We start from the raw sequence: 19,992 nt of genomic DNA on the forward strand, positions 1-19,992 counted from the left end.
AATCTGTCCGAAACAGGAAAAGGAGATGAGGCGGTGAGGAGACCTATAATCCATGAGGCGGCTAATAGCTGAGTTCAATGGAGGTCGGGAAGATGCGGCAGGGGTCGAAGTATTCTGTACAACTATTAATCATATCCTGTAAAGTTGCTTTGATATTGCTTCGATAAAGCTGCCTGTCATTGACGATGACAGTTACCGTCTTGTCCATGTCTACAAGCTGGTCGTTGAGATAGATGCGCAGCCGTCCACCCTTTGACTGTCTGTATGAACGGTTGAACTTCATCTCAATGCCCCATTGCCCTTCCTTTTCGATGGTGGTGTATTCCACATCGTTGATGTTTATTTTTATGACATTGTTGTTAATAGCCATGTCATAATAGGTGCGCTGCTCTGAGGGAGACTTCAATACCTGCAGGTTGTAGAAACCCGAGCGGTGGCGTCCGTCCATCTCAAAATCCTCCCAGAGAACCGTCTTGGGATATGGATTCCGAACAAAGTTCTTGAGCCATGGGGTGGTCAGGTCGTAGTCAATTCTATGTTGCATGCCGGGGAGAAGGTTGATGCGATGGCGGAAGAGTGGACGCTTGTCCGCTGAAAGAGGTTGGGATAACTGCGCCGAGTCGAAAGCCATTTGCGTATAATAGGTTAGGATGTTGCGGTAGAACCCAGTGTCGTCAGCTCCTGTAAGGAAAGAAAAACCAATGTTGGCGCAGTTCTCCACCGGCGCATTCTTCAGAGGTTCGCCGCCTGCCATCGGACCAGCTGCAGCCCAGTAGTCGGCGTAGAACGAGGCGAGACGCTGGCTGCCGTAGCCTCCTTCGGATATGCCGAACACGTAAAGGCGGTTGGCATCAACGTTCCCGTCAACGAATGCCTGGCGTATGAGCTGCTCCCAGGCAAACTGTTTGGCAACCTGCCACCAGCGATAGTAGTCGCCTTCGTTGGGAATCTGTGGAATGAAATAGAGCGACGGACCGTCCTGAAATCTGTTCCCTAACAGCAATCCGGTCTTCCATTCCTGTTCTTTCGGTCCCGAGCCATGCAGATAAAGGAAGAGCGGCAGCTTCCCGTCAGTCTTCCCTTTCGTGCCGTAGTAGTAGGGCATAGTGGCATTCGGTTCCAGCCCCTGCGGCAGGTTCCATGAGCCATGACCGCCTTTCTGCAGGCTTTCCGGCTTTATGAGCTTCTGCTCCTGCAGCTCCCGGTTTGCCTCACACCATGCCGTCCACACCATTTTCTGATTACTTGCAATGTCCTTGTTCTTAATCTGCTTCTGTATGTCAGTAGCATAATTCGTGTTACGTGTATAGGTCGCCTTGCTTTTCAGCTCTGCGTTCTGTTTTGTTTTTAAGGTTTGCAGGAAATAGTTTTTAATCTTCTCCTGCAAATTCTGCGGTTGTGCCTGTGTGCTGCCTGGTGTGACAGACAGGGTGAGAGCCACTCCCACGGCTACGGTAAGTTTATTGAAATTAATCATGCTGTATATGTGGAATTTACTGTTTAGTGCATTTTCTGATTTAGGCTGCTTGTTTATTCGCAATCGGGCATTAGCACGCTTGTCGTTTCTTTCTGTATGGTATTGCTTCCTGACGGATTTCATCAGATTGTCAGCATCTTGTCTGTCTTCTTGACTTGAAGTAGTCCGCTACGCCTGCATCAAAAAGACAAACAGTTTACTCGACAAGCAAGCAAAATATGTTCATCCCCTAAGGGCCGATTAGGTTTCACCCAGCTTATTCTTGGGATAAGCCGATTCTGTTAAACCCTGAAACTGTTTACAGAAGTCTGTTGCTATGGTGGCAAAGGTAAGCATTTCCAAGGGATTGTGCAAATCTGCTTTCCTTGTTTCGATTGACTGTTTCATGCCCTGATGCCTTAGAAGATAGCTGTTGTAGTGTGTGGCAATGTAAAAAGAATATCATGATTAAAAAATCTATTGAAGCTCATTTACGCTCGAATTAAGCCTTAACTGACGTCCAATATATGCTTAATTGATGTGTTATAGATGCTTAGTTGCAATGTAATTAAGCATCTTTTCTTGCACTGTTTTCTAACCTTCTGATTTCCTGTTGATTGCAAAGACAATGAAAGGCGGTCTTTCTGCCGACTTCTACATTTGTCAGGCTGTCATCTTTGTAAGGTTTTTTTGCATTTATTACTGTTGGATATATCTTAAATAGCAAACAGGTCGGTATCTGCTTGGCAATGGCAAGTATTCTGCGGATAGATAAGGGCGGAGGATATTTTCCCTGCTGTAAGCATATTGTATCTTGCGGATAAAGGCTGGAGATCTTATATGAGTTGGGTAGGCGTGAGGAGATGTTTATTATCCTGTTTTATTCTGTAAAAAAAACTCTCCTTGCAATGCTGTGTCCAGCCTTTGCAGGGGGAGTTCATTTTAAGCAAGGATAAAATCAACAAGAAGTTCACTTGGATTTTTCTTCCTTTTGTACTTTCCGCATCATCCAGTCTTCCTGGTGTAACAGAATACCATTGACACCTTGAATCATGGTAAGGTTTTCTTCGTTTATTAAATTTGTTACGCTCATAGTTCTATCTTATGTAGTTTTTATTCCTATTCCAGACCTTATGGTTCTTTATTATGTAATATGTAATCTTACCACACGTTGGTTATAACGGCGGAAGAAGTAAGGGATTTTATAGAGCATTCTGAAAAAAATCGGGAAGCGTCCATGGTCGTATTTGCTCATATAGAATTCTTTTTCGAGCCGTAACTTGGGATTCCAGGTTTCCATTTCCCTTGTATCTAACAGTGACCATTTGAATTCCAAATCCTTGCCTACTTTTTTCAGCGTGTCATGCTGTCTTGAATGTCCAACTAAAGAGAATGCGAGCATGTCGAACAAGATGGTAGCATTGTCAAAACGCATGCAAAGTTCTTGGAAGAATGCCCGTATCTTCTCTGGGTCGAAGTACATCAATACTCCTTCAATGATGATGAGGACTGGCTTGCCGTGGGATTTTACAATTTCTGTCCAACCATAATCAAACATGGAGGAAGTTATGTATGTGTTCTGTTCACTTTCTGCCAACAGCTGGCGACGAAGTCTGATGGCTTCCTCAAGATCCAAGTCGTACCAGTGCGTCACAGGTGGACGTTGCATCCGTTCGAACCGTGCATCTATGCCGGCTCCTAACTGGATAACCACCGCGTCGGGATGATTATCGAGGAAATCCCGGGTCTCAGTGTCAATCAGGCTTGCCCTGACACAGCATCCAGCCTGTGAGAATCTTGCTTTACTGAACTTGGAAAAATCATATTCTATTCTTTTTATGATTTCAGCCGCTTTTTCATCACGTAACAGGGCATCCGCCCGTTTGGTTTCTTCAGCCTTTGCCCATAGCGTTATCAGCATTGTCTCGGGCAGGTCTGACAGTTTACTTTCTATCATATCTTTCATTTTAATCTTATTGTTGTCTATGTGGAAAAACAGTTCTTTCGGTTTCTTTAAAAGAAAAGGAGATATCGTGGTGTGTGCATCTTGTATTCAATATATTCCATGCCATAGGTTTCCGTACAGTAGCGTTCCTCTCCCAGAATAATGAAATGTGTGGCTATAATAAACGGTATGAGAACGATAAGTAACCACAGTGAAGCGGAAGCGATGCAGGTACCAATCATGCCTGTGAAGAAGAAAAAGTACATGGGGTTGCGGGACCATCTATATATACCTTTTTTGATGGGTTTGTCAGCTGGTGCAGATGCGTAGCTGTGAAATGCCGAGAGAAAGGACACCAAAGAAAGGAGGAAAACAAGTGAGCCGACGACAAACCACATTGTGCCGAATTTCAAAGGCACAAAGACAGATAGTATTAACAGGATTATCTGAAGAATTGCACTTGCCGTAGCATTTGTTTTATCTTTTGAGGTGTACCATGATTTGTCTACAGCACGTTTCCCCCCTTCTTTGAATATCGCCATATAGATGAACTGAATTAGTACCATTCCAAAGGAAGGAATCCATGCGTTAAGCCAGCCGGCTTGCAATGTTGTGAAGAAAGAAGCATCCATAGTTGACAAGTGTTATATTAATATTGCGGTACGGGTACAGATTGTTTTACCCGGTTAATTAAGTATAGTTTCAGAAAGATGCAAAGGAAACGGATATACATTTTTTCTGATAGGCAAAGATACAGAGGACGATACAGATATACAATCCCTAAAAATAGTGATTTTATACAGTAAGGACTTGTGTGTTAAGGTGATAATGAGATGACTTCTGACAAAATCCAGTTTATATTCTCAATAATATAGGATCTTCCGTTAAATGCGTAGATTGGAAACAGAATAAAGACTTATACACCTGTATGGTATGACTATCCAAAATCAGATGGTTTCACAAAGGAGGATAAAGCACAAAATAAAAATGCAGGAAAGGCAAACAGATACCATGTCTTTCCGTCTTCTACAAACAACTTATTCCCATACCATTCAGCGTTTGTAAACTATTTTCATGCAGTTCAAAACCAATACATGGTCTCTTGGCTTTGAAAAGACGCCCAATTGACTTGCAATAGACGCCCTTTTGAGGTCTAACTGACGCCCTTTTGAAGTCCAATTAAGCACCTTTTCTTACACAGCTCCATAACCACTTGATTTACTGTTGGTTGTGAACTTGCTTTTTACACGTATTTTTGCCTTTATCTTTAGGTGTTTTATTCAAAAGTATGTCATGATTTTTCAAACTGTTGCCTGCGATTTTCAAAGTATTGACATGAAAAGGTTTTCTGCATCGGAGGATGATAACAAAGTCGGTAGCTAAAACCGTCTTGGCTATGTTTTTATTTAATGAATAACTTTGGTTCTTCCGTTAAAGCTATACGAAAAGTGTCCACGCATTTAACGGATGAACCATAATATAGAATAGATTTTTTATGTTCATAATAATCTGCATTATCCTGTCAAATATGTTGTTTTTTGACTTTTTACTTCTCAAAACAGATACATTTCCCTAATAATACCAACAAATAGGTATTGTGGCATCCTGTAACTTTTATTAACTTTGCATCGGATTTACAAGCCAATTATCCACATTTATAAACTAAAAAGCGACTTATCTGCTTAGTGGTAAATAAGTTAACACGCCACCGTTGAGTCTTTGGAAGCTCAACTGCTATACGGAAGCATTATAAGTCCAATCATTTTGCTATGCATTATACAATGAAGATGCTGCCTCTGCTCCTTGCACTGACAACTGCCAGCGGGTATGCCCAGACACCACAAGACACATTGTCGCAGCCGAAGAGTGTACTGACTGATTCGGTTCACAAGCTGACGGAGGTGGTAGTACGTTCAAATCAGATGTTAGGAAGTAAGTTTGAGGCTCGTAACCGTACGGGGTCGGCTTATTATATATCTCCGGCGGAGATTTTGAAGTTTGGTTATACTGATATTAACCGTATGCTGAAGAGCGTTCCCGGTGTGAATGTTTATGAAGAAGACGGTTACGGTTTGCGTCCGAATATCAGTTTGCGCGGTACGAAGGCTGAGCGAAGCGAGCGTATCTCACTGATGGAAGACGGTGTGCTGGCTGCTCCTGCACCTTATGCAGCACCAGCAGCCTATTACTTTCCGAATGCAGCACGTATGTATGCCATTGAAGTGCTGAAGGGAAGTAGTCAGGTTCAGTATGGTCCGTTTACCACGGGTGGTGCCATTAATATGGTATCTACGCCTATCCCTTCAAAGTTTACGGCCCGTCTAAATACCTCTTACGGCAGCTATAACACGCTGAAGTCGTATGTAAGTATCGGTAATGGTTTTAAGCACACAGGCTTTCTGGTAGAGTACCTGCGTTATCAGTCGGACGGATTCCGCAAGGATGAGCCGAACGAGCGCACGGGTTTCAAGCGCAACGACCTTATAGCGAAGTTCCTGGTGCGAACAAACAAAGATGAAGGCGTAAATCATCTGCTTGAACTGAAGTTCGGTTTTGCCAATGAAACATCTGATGAAACCTATCTGGGACTCTCAGAGGGCGATTTTGCCCAGCGTCCTTACTTCCGTTATGCAGGTGCACAGAAAGATAATCTCAAGACCCGACATACGCAGTGGGTGGCAACCTATCTGATTGAATCGGGCAACAAGCTGAAGATAACGACCAATCTATATTATAATTATTTCTTCCGTAACTGGTACAAACTCAATGAAGTGCGGGCAGGTATCACTAAGGCTGAACGTCGTTCTATATCCGATGTGCTGGCAGACCCAGAGACCAACCGGGATTACTTCGACATAGTTACAGGTAAGAAGAATTATATCGGTGAGGCACTGATGCTGCGTGCCAACAACCGTGTGTACCATTCACGTGGTGTACAGTCGAAAGCTGAATATCGTACGATGCTGTGGGGTGGTTATCTGACAGCTGAGGTCGGACTGCGCTATCACGCCGACAGTGAAGACCGTTTCCAACACGATGATGCCTACGCAATGCAGGACGGTAGGATGAGTCTGTTCCTTGCAGGACAGCCCGGTAGTCAGTCGAACCGTATTACCACCGCTCACGCCTTCTCGGGCTACTGGATGGGGAAGTGGTCGAAAGGCATTGTGACGTTTAATGTCGGTATGCGCTATGAGGATGTGGAACTGTTGAACCGCAATTATACTACAGCTGACCCTCGCCGCACAGGTATGGTGCGCATCGAAACACCTAACCACGCACGTGCCGTTCTTCCCGGTATGGGCTTCAATGTCAAGTTGCTGCCTGTCCTCTCGCTCTTTGGTGGTATCCACAAGGGCTTTGCTCCGCCCAGTGCCACGCTCAATCAGAAAGCTGAAAGCAGTGTGAATGTTGAGTCGGGATTACGTCTGACAACCCAGAAGCTGCGCTGCGAGGCAATAGCCTTCGCCAACAACTATTCAAACATGTTAGGAAGCGACCTTGCCGCACAAGGTGGTCAGGGTACGCTTGAGCAGTTCAATGTAGGTAAGGCTATGGTGAATGGTTTGGAATTCTTGTGCTCTTATCATCCTATACCACGCCACCTGGGCTTCCAGTTGCCTGTCCAGCTGTCTTACACCTATACCAATACCAAGATGAAGAACGACTTTGTCAGTTCGGCTTGGGGCTCGGTGGTCTATGGCGACGAGATACCTTATATATATAAGCATGCCTTCAACGCACAGATAGGACTGGAGCATAAATGGCTGGAGGCAAACTTCGGTGCCCGCTACAACAGCGACATGCGCACCGCACCGGGGCACGGACGCATCGCAGAGCGTGAAAAGATTCCTGCTCATCTCATCTTGGATGCTTCTGTGAAGGGACATATTAGCAAGAAGATAACACTTACAATTAATGCCATCAACCTGACCAACAAGAAGTATCTTGTGTCACGGCATCCGTCAGGACTGCGTGCCGGTCATCCTTTTGGAATCTATGGCGGATTGCAAGTGAAGCTGTAAAGCAAAGGAAATACCATAGTCGATAAAACAAGTAGAATCATCATTATAGAAAAGTAATGTACAGACTTACAAGATTAAATAAGACACTGACAGTCCTCTTGTTGCTCTTCGGCGTTCTTACGGTATCAGCACAAACGGCTGGGACTGTTTCGGGAACGGTGAAGAACGAGCAGGGAGAAACTCTCATCGGTGCATACGTGCAGGTGTTGGAGACGAAGCTGAAGACCGTTACTGACGTAGACGGACATTTCACCATTAAGGCTTCAGCTGGTCAGACCATACAGGCAAGTTACGTCGGAATGATAACAAAAAGCGTAAAGGTCACAGGTAATCGTCCTGTGGACATCATCTTGAAAAGCGACAGCCGCCAGATTGATGAGGTTGTGGTGACAGGTTATCAGAATATCCGCAACCGTGTCTATACCGGTGCGGCAACATCAGTCAAGATGGACGACATTAAGCTCGAGGGAATCGCTGATGTTTCACGCATGCTCGAAGGACGTGTACCGGGCTTGTCAATACAGAACATCTCGGGAACCTTCGGTTCTGCTCCCCGTATAAACATCCGTGGTGGCGCCTCCATCATCGGTAACGTGCAGCCATTGTGGGTTATTGACGGTGCAGTGTATGAAGACCTTGTACACCTAAGTCTCGACCAGTTGGCTTCTGGAGATGCTGTTACGCTCATCAGTTCAGCCGTATCGGGTCTTAATCCAGCAGATATTCAGGACATACAGGTGTTGAAGGATGCTTCTGCAACCTCTGTCTATGGTGCCCGTGCACTGAATGGTGTGATTGTCATTACTACCAAAGCAGGAAGAAGGGACACTCCGCTGCGTGTGACTTATTCCACGGAGAACACCATACGCATGCGCCCTCGCTACAGTAGCTTTGACCTGCTCAACTCACAGGAGACAATGTCGCTCTATCAGGAAATGAATGACAAGGGTTATTTCGGCATCAGCAATTCGCTTTACGGACGGCGCAGCGGTATCTATTACCAGTTGTACAAGGGTGTGAGCACCATCAATCCTGCAACAGGTGACTACTATCTGCCCAATACGCCAGAGGCAAGACTGAATTTCCTCCGCCAGCGTGAATATGCCAATACAAATTGGTTCAATCATCTCTTCACATTGAACCCTATCACCAATCACGCCATTACGCTCTCTGGTGGTGGCAAGAACACAGCGACCTATGCGTCAATCGGGTTCTATCACGATGCAGGATGGACCATTGCCGACAAGGTGAGCCGCCTTACTGCCAACGTGAAAAACACTTTCTATATCAATGACAAGCTGACTGCTACGCTCACTGCACAGGGTAATATCCGTTCGCAGAAGGCACCGGGTACAATGCCACAGCGCAAGAACAGCACAATCGGCGTCTTTGAACGTGACTTTGACATCAATCCTTTCTCCTATGCTCTCGGCACAAGCCGCACCCTCAGTCCTTATAATGAGGATGGAAGTCTGTCCTATTACCGCAACAACTGGGCACCTTTCAACATCTTCAACGAGTATGCCAATAACAAGATGAATATTGACGTGCTTGACTTCAAGATACAGGGTGAAGCAACTTACAGGCTCAACAACAGTCTTGCCATCAAGACCTTGCTCTCAACACGACAGGCATACACCAGTACAAGTCACGAAATACACGAGGGCTCAAACCTCATACAGGCTTTCAGAGCTAACGAGAATCCGTTTGTTGCCCAGCAGAATATTTATCTTGTGCATGATAAGGACAACCCGCAGCTACAGCCGAAGGTAGGACTTCCGAACGGTGGTATATTCAATAAGACCGAGGCTTCGCTCAAGAGTTTCCTTGCCCGTCTTGCCTTCGACTTTGACAAACGCATCAACGAGCACGACCTCAAGGCGTTTGCTTTCTCAGAGGTACGCTCAGCAGTCCGCACGGTCAATCCTTTCCAGGGTTATGGAATACAGTATGACCGCGGCAACCAGATATATACGAACCCATTGATATTCAATAAGCTGATTAATGAAGGCAGCGATTACTTCAACCTGCACAAGCGGAACGACCGTGGTGTTACTTTCTCTTTCAACGGTACTTACGGTTATGCGGGCAAGTATGTCTTCAATACTGTCTTCAATGTCGAGGGGTCTAATACCTCGGGTAAGGGTGCACGTGCCTTGTGGCTGCCTACATGGAATGTCGGAGGAAAGTGGAATATTGACCAGGAAGACTTCCTGAAGGAGAACAAGACCATTTCCCGACTTGCCCTGCGTGTCAGCTACGGACTCACTGCCAAGATGAACGAAGAGGCGATCAATGCCAATTCCATCTATAAGAGTGGTATTGTAAACCGTCATTCCTTGAACGACAGAGAAAGTAAACTCAATATCCTGCATCTTGAGAACCGTGACCTTACGTGGGAAAAGATGTACGAATTGAATGTCGGTGCGGAATTAGGGCTCTTCGAGAACCGCATCAGTACGACTTTTGATGTCTACCAGCGCAATACATTCGACCTCATCGACCTTGTACGTACTTCTGGCGTTGGTGGTCAGTACTATAAATATGCCAACTTCGGCGATATGCGTACACGTGGTGTTGAGTTGGGTGTTCACACGAAGAACATCGTTACAGAAGCCTTCACGTGGACTTCCAGCCTTACCGTGAGTGCGATGGACCAGAAGATTACGCGCCTGCTGAATACTCCTAACGCCTTTGACATGGTGGCAGGTAGAGGTCGGGGAAACATCGTGGGCTATCCTCGTGGCTCGCTCTTCTCATTTAATTTCCAGGGACTGAACAACCAGGGCTTGCCCACTTTCGACTTCGGTCGTTACCCGAACAGCCAAGGCGAGCTGTCAAAGATTGCCGGTGCCGACTTCCTCGATGCGCAGTATGCCAAGTCCTATCTCGTTTATCACGGTCCTATAGAGCCACGTGTCATCGGTGGTCTGTCCAATACACTGAAGTACAAGAACTGGGAACTTTCCTTCTTCCTTACCGTTCAGGCTGGCAACAAGATTCGGTTGAATCCTACCTTTGACCCGGAGTTTGGTGATTTGAACGTCTTTTCCAAGTCTTACTACAACCGCTGGCTCAATCCCGGTGACGAGTATAAGACCGACGTGCCAGTGCTTCCTTCCCAGGAACTCATCGCAGCAGTAGGAAAAGAGAACATTGAACGTGCCTACAATACCTATAACTATTCGCAGCAGCGGGTAGCTGACGGCAGTTTTGTGCGTATGAAGAATATCTCCTTGGCATACACTGTTCCAGAGAACTTCCTCAGGAAGATACGTCTTCACTCGATGAATCTGAACTTGAACCTGACAAATCCTTTCCTGATTTACTCTGACAAGAAGCTCAAGGGACAGGATCCGGAGTATTACAAGTCGGGTGGTGTGTCACTGCCTACGCCGAAACAGTACACAGTAACGTTGAACGTTGGTTTCTAACAAGACAGAATATGAAAACAAAGATATATTTATTACTGTTTGCAGCAGCTGCCTTTCTTTTCAGCAGCTGCAACGATTACCTTGACAAGAGTCCTGACTCGGAACTTGACGTTGAGATTGATACAGAGGAGAAGATTGCCGAGCTCCTTACGGGTGCCTATCCCGAAGCAAGCTATATTCCTTTCCTCGAACCACGCACGGACAACGTGGCAGAGCGTGTGAACGGTATCCACTCACGATTGAATGAGGCGATGTACTTCTGGGAGGACTACGACCAGGAAGACCTTGATACCCCGTTGAACTACTGGAATTCCTGCTATAAAGGCATTGCACAGGCAAACAAGGCACTTGAACTGCTCAGCCGTTACCCCAAGACCGACCGGGTAAAGGCATTGTATGGTGAGGCTTTCCTGCTCAGAGCCTATCTTCACTTCATGCTGGTCAATATCTGGGCAGAACCTTATGGTGGTAAGGCAACCGATATGGGTATTCCTTATATCACCAAACCCGAAAAGCACGCTCTGGTCGACTATGAGCGTGGTACGGTGAGTGAAGTCTACGACCAGATAGAGAAGGACTTGAGGCTCGGCATCTCCCTTGTTTCCGACAAGTACTATAAGCATCCCAAGTTCCACTTCAACAAGAAGGCTGCCTATGCCTTTGCTTCCCGTTTCTACTTGATGAAAGGTGATTGGAAGTCGGTTATAGCTTATTCGGATTATGTTCTGGGCGGTGACCCGAAGCAGCTGCTCCGTCCGTGGCGACAGTATGCCAACGAATTGGAGTTTAATCATAAGAATCTTTTCCGTCGTTACAATGCTGCTGACGAGCCAGCCAATCTGTTGATGACCACAACCGAGTCTCGTCTGGCACGTACGATACCTACTGAGAAGTATGGTTCAACGTTCGGAACAGTTGACAAGGTGTTTGCACAGACGGGCATTGAAGGTGCGCGCGATTATGAAAAGATGAACTTCATTGGTACTTATATCTTCACTTCGTCAGCAGCTCCTGTAACTACTGGGCGTTATCTGGCTAAGTTTGATGAACTGTCGAACGTTGAGAGTACAGGGTCAAAGCCTCGTGGACTCTACGTGACCAATGTGCTCTTCAGTATTGATGAGGTGCTTTTGAATCGTATGGAAGCGTATGCCATGCTCAAGGAGTACAACCGTGCCATTGATGACTACCTGCAGTATATGCAAGGCAAGTTCGGTTTTCTCCCCTCAGTAGAACGCTCTGTGTACACCTCAACGAACAGTGGTAATTACAATATCTACACACCGTTCTACGGTCTGACACTGAAACAGCTGGCAATGGTAAAGCTCTTCCTTGACTTCCGCCGCAAGGAATTCTATCAGGAGGGTCTGCGCTGGTTCGATATTCGCCGCTTCCATCTGGCTGTGAAACGCTCGTCAAAAAGCTCCTACTACTTCCCTCTGGAGAAAGATGATCCCCGTAAGGTTTTGCAGATACCAGCCGAGGCAATCCAGCGTGGTCTTGCCCCCAATCCGAGGGAACGTAATGAGCCTGTCAGATAACATGAGTGGAAGTAATGTGTAACTGTCAGTAAATCTTTATGTAATGTATGTGTGGCAAACCGTTCATTTCAGACAGGAAAACAACTAAGGATTAATTGCAATGCAAGTAAGGCTTAGTTGGGCTTCAATTAGGCGTTATTTGCATTGCAATTAGGCCTTGGTAAGAATTCAATAGGAGAATAGACAGTATCAAGACAGTCATCCGATACAGAATGAACAGATGCCCATACAGCCCTATGACAGATAATGAAAAGTAATCAAACGAATATGAAGAAGATATTTTTAGCCCTCCTCACAGTTCTCTTTCTTGTGGGATGTGGCGACGAAAAACTGAGCGACAGAAGTGTGGTCGATGATGGTAAGAAGCAGATAGAGAGTACAGAACTCGACAAGTGGATTCTCGATAACATCACAAAGCCTTACGGCATTGAGGTTGTTTACCGTTGGGAAAAGAATGCCGGGGCTACAGGTACATTCATATATCCGCCGAAGATAGAGAAAGTTCGTGCCGTACTTGAAGCCGTGAAGGAACTCGGACTGGAAACCTACCAGCTTAGAGAGGTGGCAGGTGAGGGATTCCTGCGTGGGCGTGTACCTGTGAAGCTCTATCTCTATGGTGGCGGCAACCCTGATGAGAACGGTGTTGAACGTCTTTATAATCACCGCCTGACAGCGGCAGAGATGTGTCTTTACCATGTCAACGACTTCGACCCGAAGGATTCTGACAAGGTCTATGTCCTCATGCGAAGCGTACATCATCAGCTGGCAAAGCGTCTTATGCAGCTGATTCCTTACGACCGTGACAAGTTTCTCAGTATCAGTGCCAACCGTTATACAGGTTCTACTGAACAGATTGCAGCCCCGTTGAGTTATGCCCGCACGGGAAAGGAGAAGTTCGGACTTGACGGATATGCCAACAAACGCGGCTTCTATACGATGCTGTCATTCCTTTCAGCTGAAGATGATTTTGCTGAAATCATCAGTGCAACACTTACTTCTAAGCCCAAGGAACTGGCGGATGCTGCCGTTAACGCGCAGACACCCGATACGGACATCGACCCCGAGGTGTCACAGCGTTACGCCAAGGAAGCTGAACAGGCATACAAGGAATTTATGGCGAAACAGGCTTTTGTCAATGAATATGTACAGAAGTCCTGGCAGATTAATCTCAGGCAGATGCAGGTCATCAGCGTTCGCAGACTATACTCTTACGTAAAACAGCATTAAAAAATGAATTATAAAAAGCTATTCCGATACTGCTTCTTGCTGCCTTTGTTGTTTCTGGCAGCCTGCTCGTCCAATGATGACGCCTTTGACAAGTCACCGTCACAGCGCAGCAGCGAAAGCATTGCATCCCTGAAAGATGAACTTGTGAACGCACCGCACGGCTGGAGGGTAATCTATTTCCCCAAGACTGACTCGCTGCTGTTCTCTAACCCTTCCGAACTGATACCGCACAATGGTTTCAGAGGACGTTACGGATATGGTGGTGACTGCTTTACGATGAAGTTCAATGCTGACAACACCGTAGAGATGCGTGCTGACTTCACGGCTAAGTCAGTGTCGGCAGCACAGAAAAGCGAGTATCTCGTAAGCCGTAACAGCTATACACAGCTGAGTTTTATCACCTACAATTACCTGCACCAGTTGGTCAATGACCGTTTTGCAGGTGCGTCAGACTTTCTTTATGTGGGCAAGAATGAAGATGGAGAACTGGTGTTCCGCACCGCTTCCTATCTGCAACCAGCCCGTGAATATATCGTCTTTTCAAAGTTGAAGAACGAAGACGATATGCTTCAAACGGCACAGAAGGCATACGAGAACCGTACCTTCTTCGAGCAGATGGTCAATCCGCAGCTGCTTATTCACCGTGGAGGACGTACCTATTTCCGTAGCGACCTCTACATCAAACGTAAGGTGGAGACCAACCAGGCGTTGCTGAAGGAAATCGAAGAAAAGAAATATTATCTCTTCCTCTTTACCCAGAAGAAGAACCCGATACCTGACTATCCTGCCAAGGAGATAACCGGTCTGGGCTCTGGGTACTCCGGTACTGAGCAGGGTATCACCTTCCGTGCGGGATTGCGCTATGACAGTAAGACGATGTTCTTTGACTTTGAGCGTGTCGGCGATCGCTTTGTGGCAGAACTCGTTTCAGTCTATGACCCTCTTCTGCGTCGTAGCCGCCTTGTCAGCAAACATCTTCATCCCGAAGGAGAGTTCACGGGTATCCGTGCAGAGATTTATGATGCGCCTGTGGAATGATGCTGCAGGAGACATAACGAACCATTAAGAAAGTAAAAGCAATGAAAATGATACGAAGTAAATATGCTGTTCTCTTCCTCGCACTGCTTGCCGTGGGCTGTTCACGCAGCAGTGAGGATTATGCCGAGGAGGACTATAATAAGCTCTTCCCATTCGGTGGAATAGAGAAGCCGAAGGTGTCGTATGAAGACCAGGTGGTACAGTTGGGCGACCCTTATGCCTCTGTTTCCGATTTTGTCTATCCCGGTGTAGAGATTACTGAGAACGTGAGAACCTACAAGGTAACACTCACCTGCTCGTTCAAGGAACAGGGTTTTGCGGATGAGGATGAGGGGGAGGACAAGGTGGATTCACGTTATTTTATCCGTTATGTTGACGCAGACAAGAAGCTGCATACGATAGCAACGGACAAGCGTGCACAGGGAACTGACTTCCTGTTGACGAAGAACAAGGAACATACTGTTACCTTCACTGCCAAGTCGGGCTTCCCGATGTATCTCTGGGTGAACGGTGTTGGACCGCAGAACTCTTCTGTTCACGCAACAATTTCGGCTGTTTCGGAAGACGGATTTACCATCGTAAAGCCTTTGGCAGTACACGAATATCAGAACCAAGAGGGTATTGACAAAATCAAGGCACCCTTCTGTGCTTATATCATCCTCCCATAATATGCAAAAGAATGAAACAGAAAACATTTATTTATAGTCTTCTGCTCCTGCTTGTCTCAGTGCTGTCTTCATGTAGCCAGTGGGAGGGAGAGACCGTAGAGTCAGCTTATCAGGAACCACAGATACCTGACCCTACCTATCAATTCAAGCGTAACGGTGCCAGCAGTGTGGACTATCTCGAATGTAGTCTGCTGCGTGATCCACTCGATTATATCTACAGCAGCTATCTCAGAACTGCGAACATTATGTATGAAGGCACGATGACACGTGTCAAAGGATACTATAACAATGGTGAATTCGGCTTGAAACCACAGGAGGAACTGGCAGCTTCATCGCTTCATAAGGCTGATAGAGAGCGCATTCTGAAAGATGTGGAAGACATCTTTGTAACGACAGGTAAACTCAGCGGACTGGGTCAGCCCAGCCCCGGTACTTATCGTAACCACAAGGCAAAGATGGGTGAAGGCGGTTATGTAGGTGTTCATATCGGTGATGTGAACATTGCCTTTGCCAACGAGAAAGGCTTGGTGGTGGCTGAACTGTTCAATGGTATTGTATGGGGAGGTATCTATCTGGACAAGATTCTCAATGTACATCTCAACGACAGTCTGTATAATGATGCCCGCCTGCGCAGCGAGCACGAGCGTACAGCCCTGCTGCCGGGACGCAACTACACCGAGCTGGAACATCACTGGGACCTTGCCTACGGCTATTATCAGTATTGGTTGCCTTATGTGCAGGTTGGCGGATTACCCGTATTGCGTGAGAGTCGCATCAAGCTCTACAATGCCTTTGCACGAGGAAGACTGGCTTTGACCGAGTATCGCTACGAGGAAGTGCTGCAGCAGTTGCAGCTGATTAGGGCTGAACTGTCGAAGGTCGCAGCTGTAAGAGCAATGAACCTGCTGGTGAATGATATTACTGTGGGAAATCTGGATGAGGACATTAACAATGCACTTGTTTTCCTGTCACAGGGCTGTGGAGCACTCTATGGCTTGCAGTTTACCTTGCAGGAATCTGGTAAACCGCATCTTACCTATGAGCAGGTGAAGTCGTATATCAATGAACTCACTTCCGGTAACGGCTTTTGGGATAAGGAGCGTCTCTTAGGTGATGAGGCTACGGTAGGTTCGCTCAAGCATGTTGCTTCACAGGTGGGCAAGGTGTATGGCTTGACGCTTAATGATATAAAACGTTCGTATTAAATTTAAAGCATACAAATATGACAAATAGAATCTATTTCATAATATCCTTGTTGTTGCTTCCTCTCATGGGTAAGGCGCAACTGAACACGGAGCTGTTGCTCAACGGAGGCTTTGAGCAGTATGCCCAGCCTACACCACCTCCTCCATCTGGTGATGACGAGGAAGGGGGCGAAGGAGAGGAGGAAGAAGAGGAAAGTTTCAATCCTTATCAGAAACCGCTCTTCTGGTATATCAGTGACCAGCTGGGTTACTCAAGAACCAAAGATGCTCATGGCGGAGAGTTTGCTGTGAAGGTTTATCCTAACGGTCATTCGTTCTATTCACGTGACAAGGATTTCAACATCAACTGTATCAGTATCAAGGCTGAAGGCGAATACAAGCTGTCTTATTGGTACAAAGGTAAGGCGAAGAAACCAAACGTTGTCGCTATTGTAGACTGGTACAAGGGTAACAAGATCGTGAGGAAAGACCGGCTTGACAATGAGAAAGTTGCAGGCTTCACGGATAATTGGCAGCAGAAAACAATTACTCTTACAGCTCCTGCAGGTGTTGATAAGGCGGGAATAGGCTTTGAGATAGAGTACGATCCTTCTGCCAATGATGGTGGTTACATCCTCTTCGATGACATCTCCTTTATGCAGACAAAGGAAGCTGAGAAAGAACCGACACTCACCGCACCGGCAGCTGTCAGGGCACAGGTGCAACAGCGTGAGGTAGAACTCTCATGGAATGCAGTCGCTGAAACAGGTGTAAGCTATGAGATACGCTGTAACGACCAAGTGGTTGGACGGACGGAAGCAACTTCCTACGTTGTTGAGAAACTGCTGCCTAACATGTCCTATCGTTTCACCGTGACAACCATCAAGGGTGAGGAAACCTCGAAACCTTCCAAGCCTGTCAGCGAGCAGACGCTGCAAATGACGGAGAATGAAGACTTTGAGGGTAGAATACCTTATTTATATACCATACGTGAGGAGGGCTCCTGTCCACGGACACTGCGCTTGTACTATAACGATCTGGCTGATCCTGCTGCCCGCATCACTTATAAGATTGACGGGGTGAGTGTAATGCCAGAGGGAAGTGTCCTGACTTTCCCAAGTAAGGGACGACATATCTTGCAGATAGAAATCGAGGAAACATCCGAGCGTAAGTGGGAAATAGAATATAAACTGAATGTTGACTAACGATGAAAAGAATACTTTTTTATTTATTGCTTCTGTGCAGTAGTGTCAGCTTTGTGGCTTGCAGCGAAGACGCATCCGAAGACAGGGATATTCAAGTGGGGGCTGATGACTTGAAGGAAGTTACGCTGAACAAACTTACCACCCGCACGATTATTCTGCAAGGTGGTAATGGCAAGTATATTGCCAATGTGGCTGACTCAAAGGTTGCTGGCGTTTCCATCAGCAAGGACACGTTGCGTATCAACGGAATACTTGAAGGAAACACTTATGCCACCATTATCTCCGGCGACTACAGAAAGGTTGTGAACATCAATGTGGTGGTGCCGGAACTCAGTATCAGCCAGTCGGAAATCAGACTTTATCCCCGTGATGAAAGTAAGTTTATCAGTCTGAACGGAGGTGGTGATGTTGTCGACCTGAAGATAGAAGACCCCGACAAGGTTATAGATGCGAAGTGGAATGCCAAGACGAATATCCTGGAAGTGCAGGCTTACTATGAAGGGGAGGCGAAGATAAGGATTGTCTCGCAGGACAAGCGGGAGAAGGTTCTCAAAGTCGTTGTGCGATGTGACGGAAAGGCTGAGCGTGTAGGCGTTTACGGCACCACTTCTCACAGTCTTTATGAGCAGATGAACACGGTAATGGCGGTGCGCCGTCCCGGTGTAGGTGTGTGGCTCTGTAACGGTGCACGTCCTTACACATCCCGCAGAGTACTGAAGATTACGCCTGCTGTGGTCAATCCTGTTGTCGGTACACAGGTGGATGTCTCGCTCTCAATGCTTTATCCTAACGAGTTTGCTTCTACAAAGATAAAGGAAGGAAAGTTCAAGCTGTATGTGGAAGAAGTTAGAGAGAAAGATGTTGTGCTTCGAGGCAAGGGATTTAAGTTCGTCATCCCATACGAGAAGAAATAAGCCGACATTGCTTGTTGGCACTTTTGTTTGACCAGTCAGTCCCGACGGTCTGGCTGGTCAGGTTTCAAGTAATAGTAATTTATTAATCAATCATTTTTAAAGAAAACAACTATGCGATTTTTTACATTCAAGAAAACTATGCTGTTTATAGCATTATCAATGTTCTGCGCCGTATCCTTTGCACAGAAAACAGTGACGTTGACAAAGGCTGGAGAACTCTCTGAAAAGATAGCAAAAGCAGAGAAGTTCGAGATAACCTCGCTGACAGTATCAGGTCCTATTAATGGTTCGGATGTCCTTTTCCTCAGAGAGATGGCTGGCAGGGACATTGATGGAGTCGAAACAGAGGGTAAGCTCGCTACACTCGATTTGTCTAATGCAAACATTGTTGCAGGTGGCAGTAACTATTATAAGGTGAAAAGAGGATTGTCTACAAAGTTTTATAATAATGCTGAAGATGACGTAGTAGGTTTTTATATGTTCTTTAACTGCGGAAAACTTACCAGTCTGAAACTGCCCAAGACAGCCAAGAAGATAGAAATGTATGCCCTGAACAACTGTAAGTCGCTGAAGGAATGCACGCTTCCAGAGAGTCTTTCTGAAGTTGGAGGTCATGCTTTTGCTAACACACAGCTGTCTGAGGTTAATTTCCCTTCTTCACTCACTCATCTCAGTGATAAGTCTTTTTACAAGTGTTCCAGTTTGAAAACGCTTCGTTTCACCTCCCCTGAAGTGCCACTCTTCGACAATGAGCCTTTTGCTGAATGCAAAAGTATTGAGAAGGTGTATGTTCCAAAGGCATTGCTGGAAGACTATAAGGATCAGCTGGAATTGTCAGATGATGTGGTCTTTGTAGGTGAGGAATCAGGTACAACGGGTATCTATTCTCTTTCATCATCAGCAGATGCTGTTGAGATAGCACGTTACAATGCTAACGGTCAGCGCATCACAGGTCCGGTAAAGGGTCTGAATATCATCAGGCTGTCTGATGGTAAGGTAGTGAAGCGCATTGAGCGATAAGTCTTTTCCTCATATTTACCGTTAAAGCTATCAAAGAACAATGAGGCTGTATCAAATCTGATGCACCTTCAAACATATATTAAAACAGCCATATCGAAGCATGACTTGCGGAGATATGGCTGTTTGATTTAAATGCACTATGACTGTTTCTTGCCTTTTGTAAACTTCTAAAAAACACGAATCCTTGGAGTTATTGTCAAAATATTTCCGTAGTTGTAAAATTGGTAATGCTTGTTTGTGTTCTAACTAAGGCTTAATTGACGTCCAATAGGTGCTTAATTGAAGCCTTACTAACGCCCAATTGAAGTCCAATTAAGCACCTTTTAGAAAGCAGT

At 46.0% G+C, this 19,992-nt stretch carries 13 protein-coding genes; 10 read left to right on the forward strand and 3 right to left on the reverse strand.

Going from position 1 to position 19,992, the window contains the following annotated elements; translation table 11 throughout:
* Positions 1 to 61 precede the first annotated feature (61 nt).
* From ADJ77_RS13050 to ADJ77_RS13060, 3 genes are all read right to left on the reverse strand, one after another.
* Positions 62 to 1,477, reverse strand: coding sequence for a carboxylesterase family protein (locus ADJ77_RS13050; protein ID WP_050696514.1), 1,416 nt, complete (start codon positions 1,475 to 1,477; stop codon positions 62 to 64).
* Between the two features lie 1,123 nt (positions 1,478 to 2,600).
* Positions 2,601 to 3,413, reverse strand: a complete 813-nt coding sequence (locus ADJ77_RS13055) for a class I SAM-dependent methyltransferase (protein ID WP_025078080.1) — start codon at positions 3,411 to 3,413, stop codon at positions 2,601 to 2,603.
* 56 nt (positions 3,414 to 3,469) lie between these two features.
* Positions 3,470 to 4,033: a methyltransferase family protein gene (locus ADJ77_RS13060; protein WP_025078079.1), complete on the reverse strand. Its 564-nt coding sequence runs from the start codon at positions 4,031 to 4,033 to the stop codon at positions 3,470 to 3,472.
* A gap of 1,137 nt (positions 4,034 to 5,170) precedes the next feature.
* Here ADJ77_RS13060 and ADJ77_RS13065 point away from each other — a divergent pair.
* The 10 genes from ADJ77_RS13065 to ADJ77_RS13110 all read left to right on the forward strand — a co-directional run bounded on the left by ADJ77_RS13065 (position 5,171) and on the right by ADJ77_RS13110 (position 19,657).
* Positions 5,171 to 7,426, forward strand: coding sequence for a TonB-dependent receptor family protein (locus ADJ77_RS13065; protein WP_025078078.1), 2,256 nt, complete (start codon positions 5,171 to 5,173; stop codon positions 7,424 to 7,426).
* A 56-nt stretch (positions 7,427 to 7,482) separates the two neighbouring features.
* Positions 7,483 to 10,860, forward strand: coding sequence for a SusC/RagA family TonB-linked outer membrane protein (locus ADJ77_RS13070; RefSeq protein ID WP_025078077.1), 3,378 nt, complete (start codon positions 7,483 to 7,485; stop codon positions 10,858 to 10,860).
* Between the two features lie 11 nt (positions 10,861 to 10,871).
* Positions 10,872 to 12,401: a RagB/SusD family nutrient uptake outer membrane protein gene (locus tag ADJ77_RS13075; RefSeq protein ID WP_025078076.1), complete on the forward strand. Its 1,530-nt coding sequence runs from the start codon at positions 10,872 to 10,874 to the stop codon at positions 12,399 to 12,401.
* Positions 12,402 to 12,668: 267 nt separating this feature from the next.
* Positions 12,669 to 13,628, forward strand: a complete 960-nt coding sequence (locus ADJ77_RS13080) for a putative zinc-binding metallopeptidase (RefSeq protein WP_148301582.1) — start codon at positions 12,669 to 12,671, stop codon at positions 13,626 to 13,628.
* 3 nt (positions 13,629 to 13,631) lie between these two features.
* Positions 13,632 to 14,666 carry a DUF4302 domain-containing protein gene (locus ADJ77_RS13085; RefSeq protein WP_025078074.1) on the forward strand — a complete coding sequence of 345 codons (1,035 nt, stop codon included), beginning with the start codon at positions 13,632 to 13,634 and terminating at the stop codon, positions 14,664 to 14,666.
* A gap of 41 nt (positions 14,667 to 14,707) precedes the next feature.
* Positions 14,708 to 15,334 (forward strand): hypothetical protein, encoded by a 627-nt coding sequence (locus ADJ77_RS13090; protein WP_025078073.1) that lies wholly within the window; start codon positions 14,708 to 14,710, stop codon positions 15,332 to 15,334.
* 11 nt (positions 15,335 to 15,345) lie between these two features.
* The gene (locus ADJ77_RS13095; protein ID WP_050696515.1) at positions 15,346 to 16,539 is read left to right on the forward strand and encodes a DUF4856 domain-containing protein; all 1,194 of its coding nucleotides are present in this window, start codon (positions 15,346 to 15,348) and stop codon (positions 16,537 to 16,539) included.
* 17 nt (positions 16,540 to 16,556) lie between these two features.
* Positions 16,557 to 17,723: a fibronectin type III domain-containing protein gene (locus tag ADJ77_RS13100; protein WP_025078072.1), complete on the forward strand. Its 1,167-nt coding sequence runs from the start codon at positions 16,557 to 16,559 to the stop codon at positions 17,721 to 17,723.
* 2 nt (positions 17,724 to 17,725) lie between these two features.
* On the forward strand, positions 17,726 to 18,637 hold the full coding sequence (locus tag ADJ77_RS13105) for a hypothetical protein (protein WP_025078071.1): 912 nt from the start codon (positions 17,726 to 17,728) through the stop codon (positions 18,635 to 18,637).
* A 111-nt stretch (positions 18,638 to 18,748) separates the two neighbouring features.
* Complete coding sequence (locus ADJ77_RS13110; protein WP_025078070.1) at positions 18,749 to 19,657, forward strand: leucine-rich repeat domain-containing protein; 909 nt, start codon at positions 18,749 to 18,751, stop codon at positions 19,655 to 19,657.
* Positions 19,658 to 19,992: the final 335 nt, after the last annotated feature.

Origin of the sequence: Prevotella fusca JCM 17724, from assembly GCF_001262015.1 — a bacterium.
Taxonomy (GTDB): domain Bacteria; phylum Bacteroidota; class Bacteroidia; order Bacteroidales; family Bacteroidaceae; genus Prevotella; species Prevotella fusca.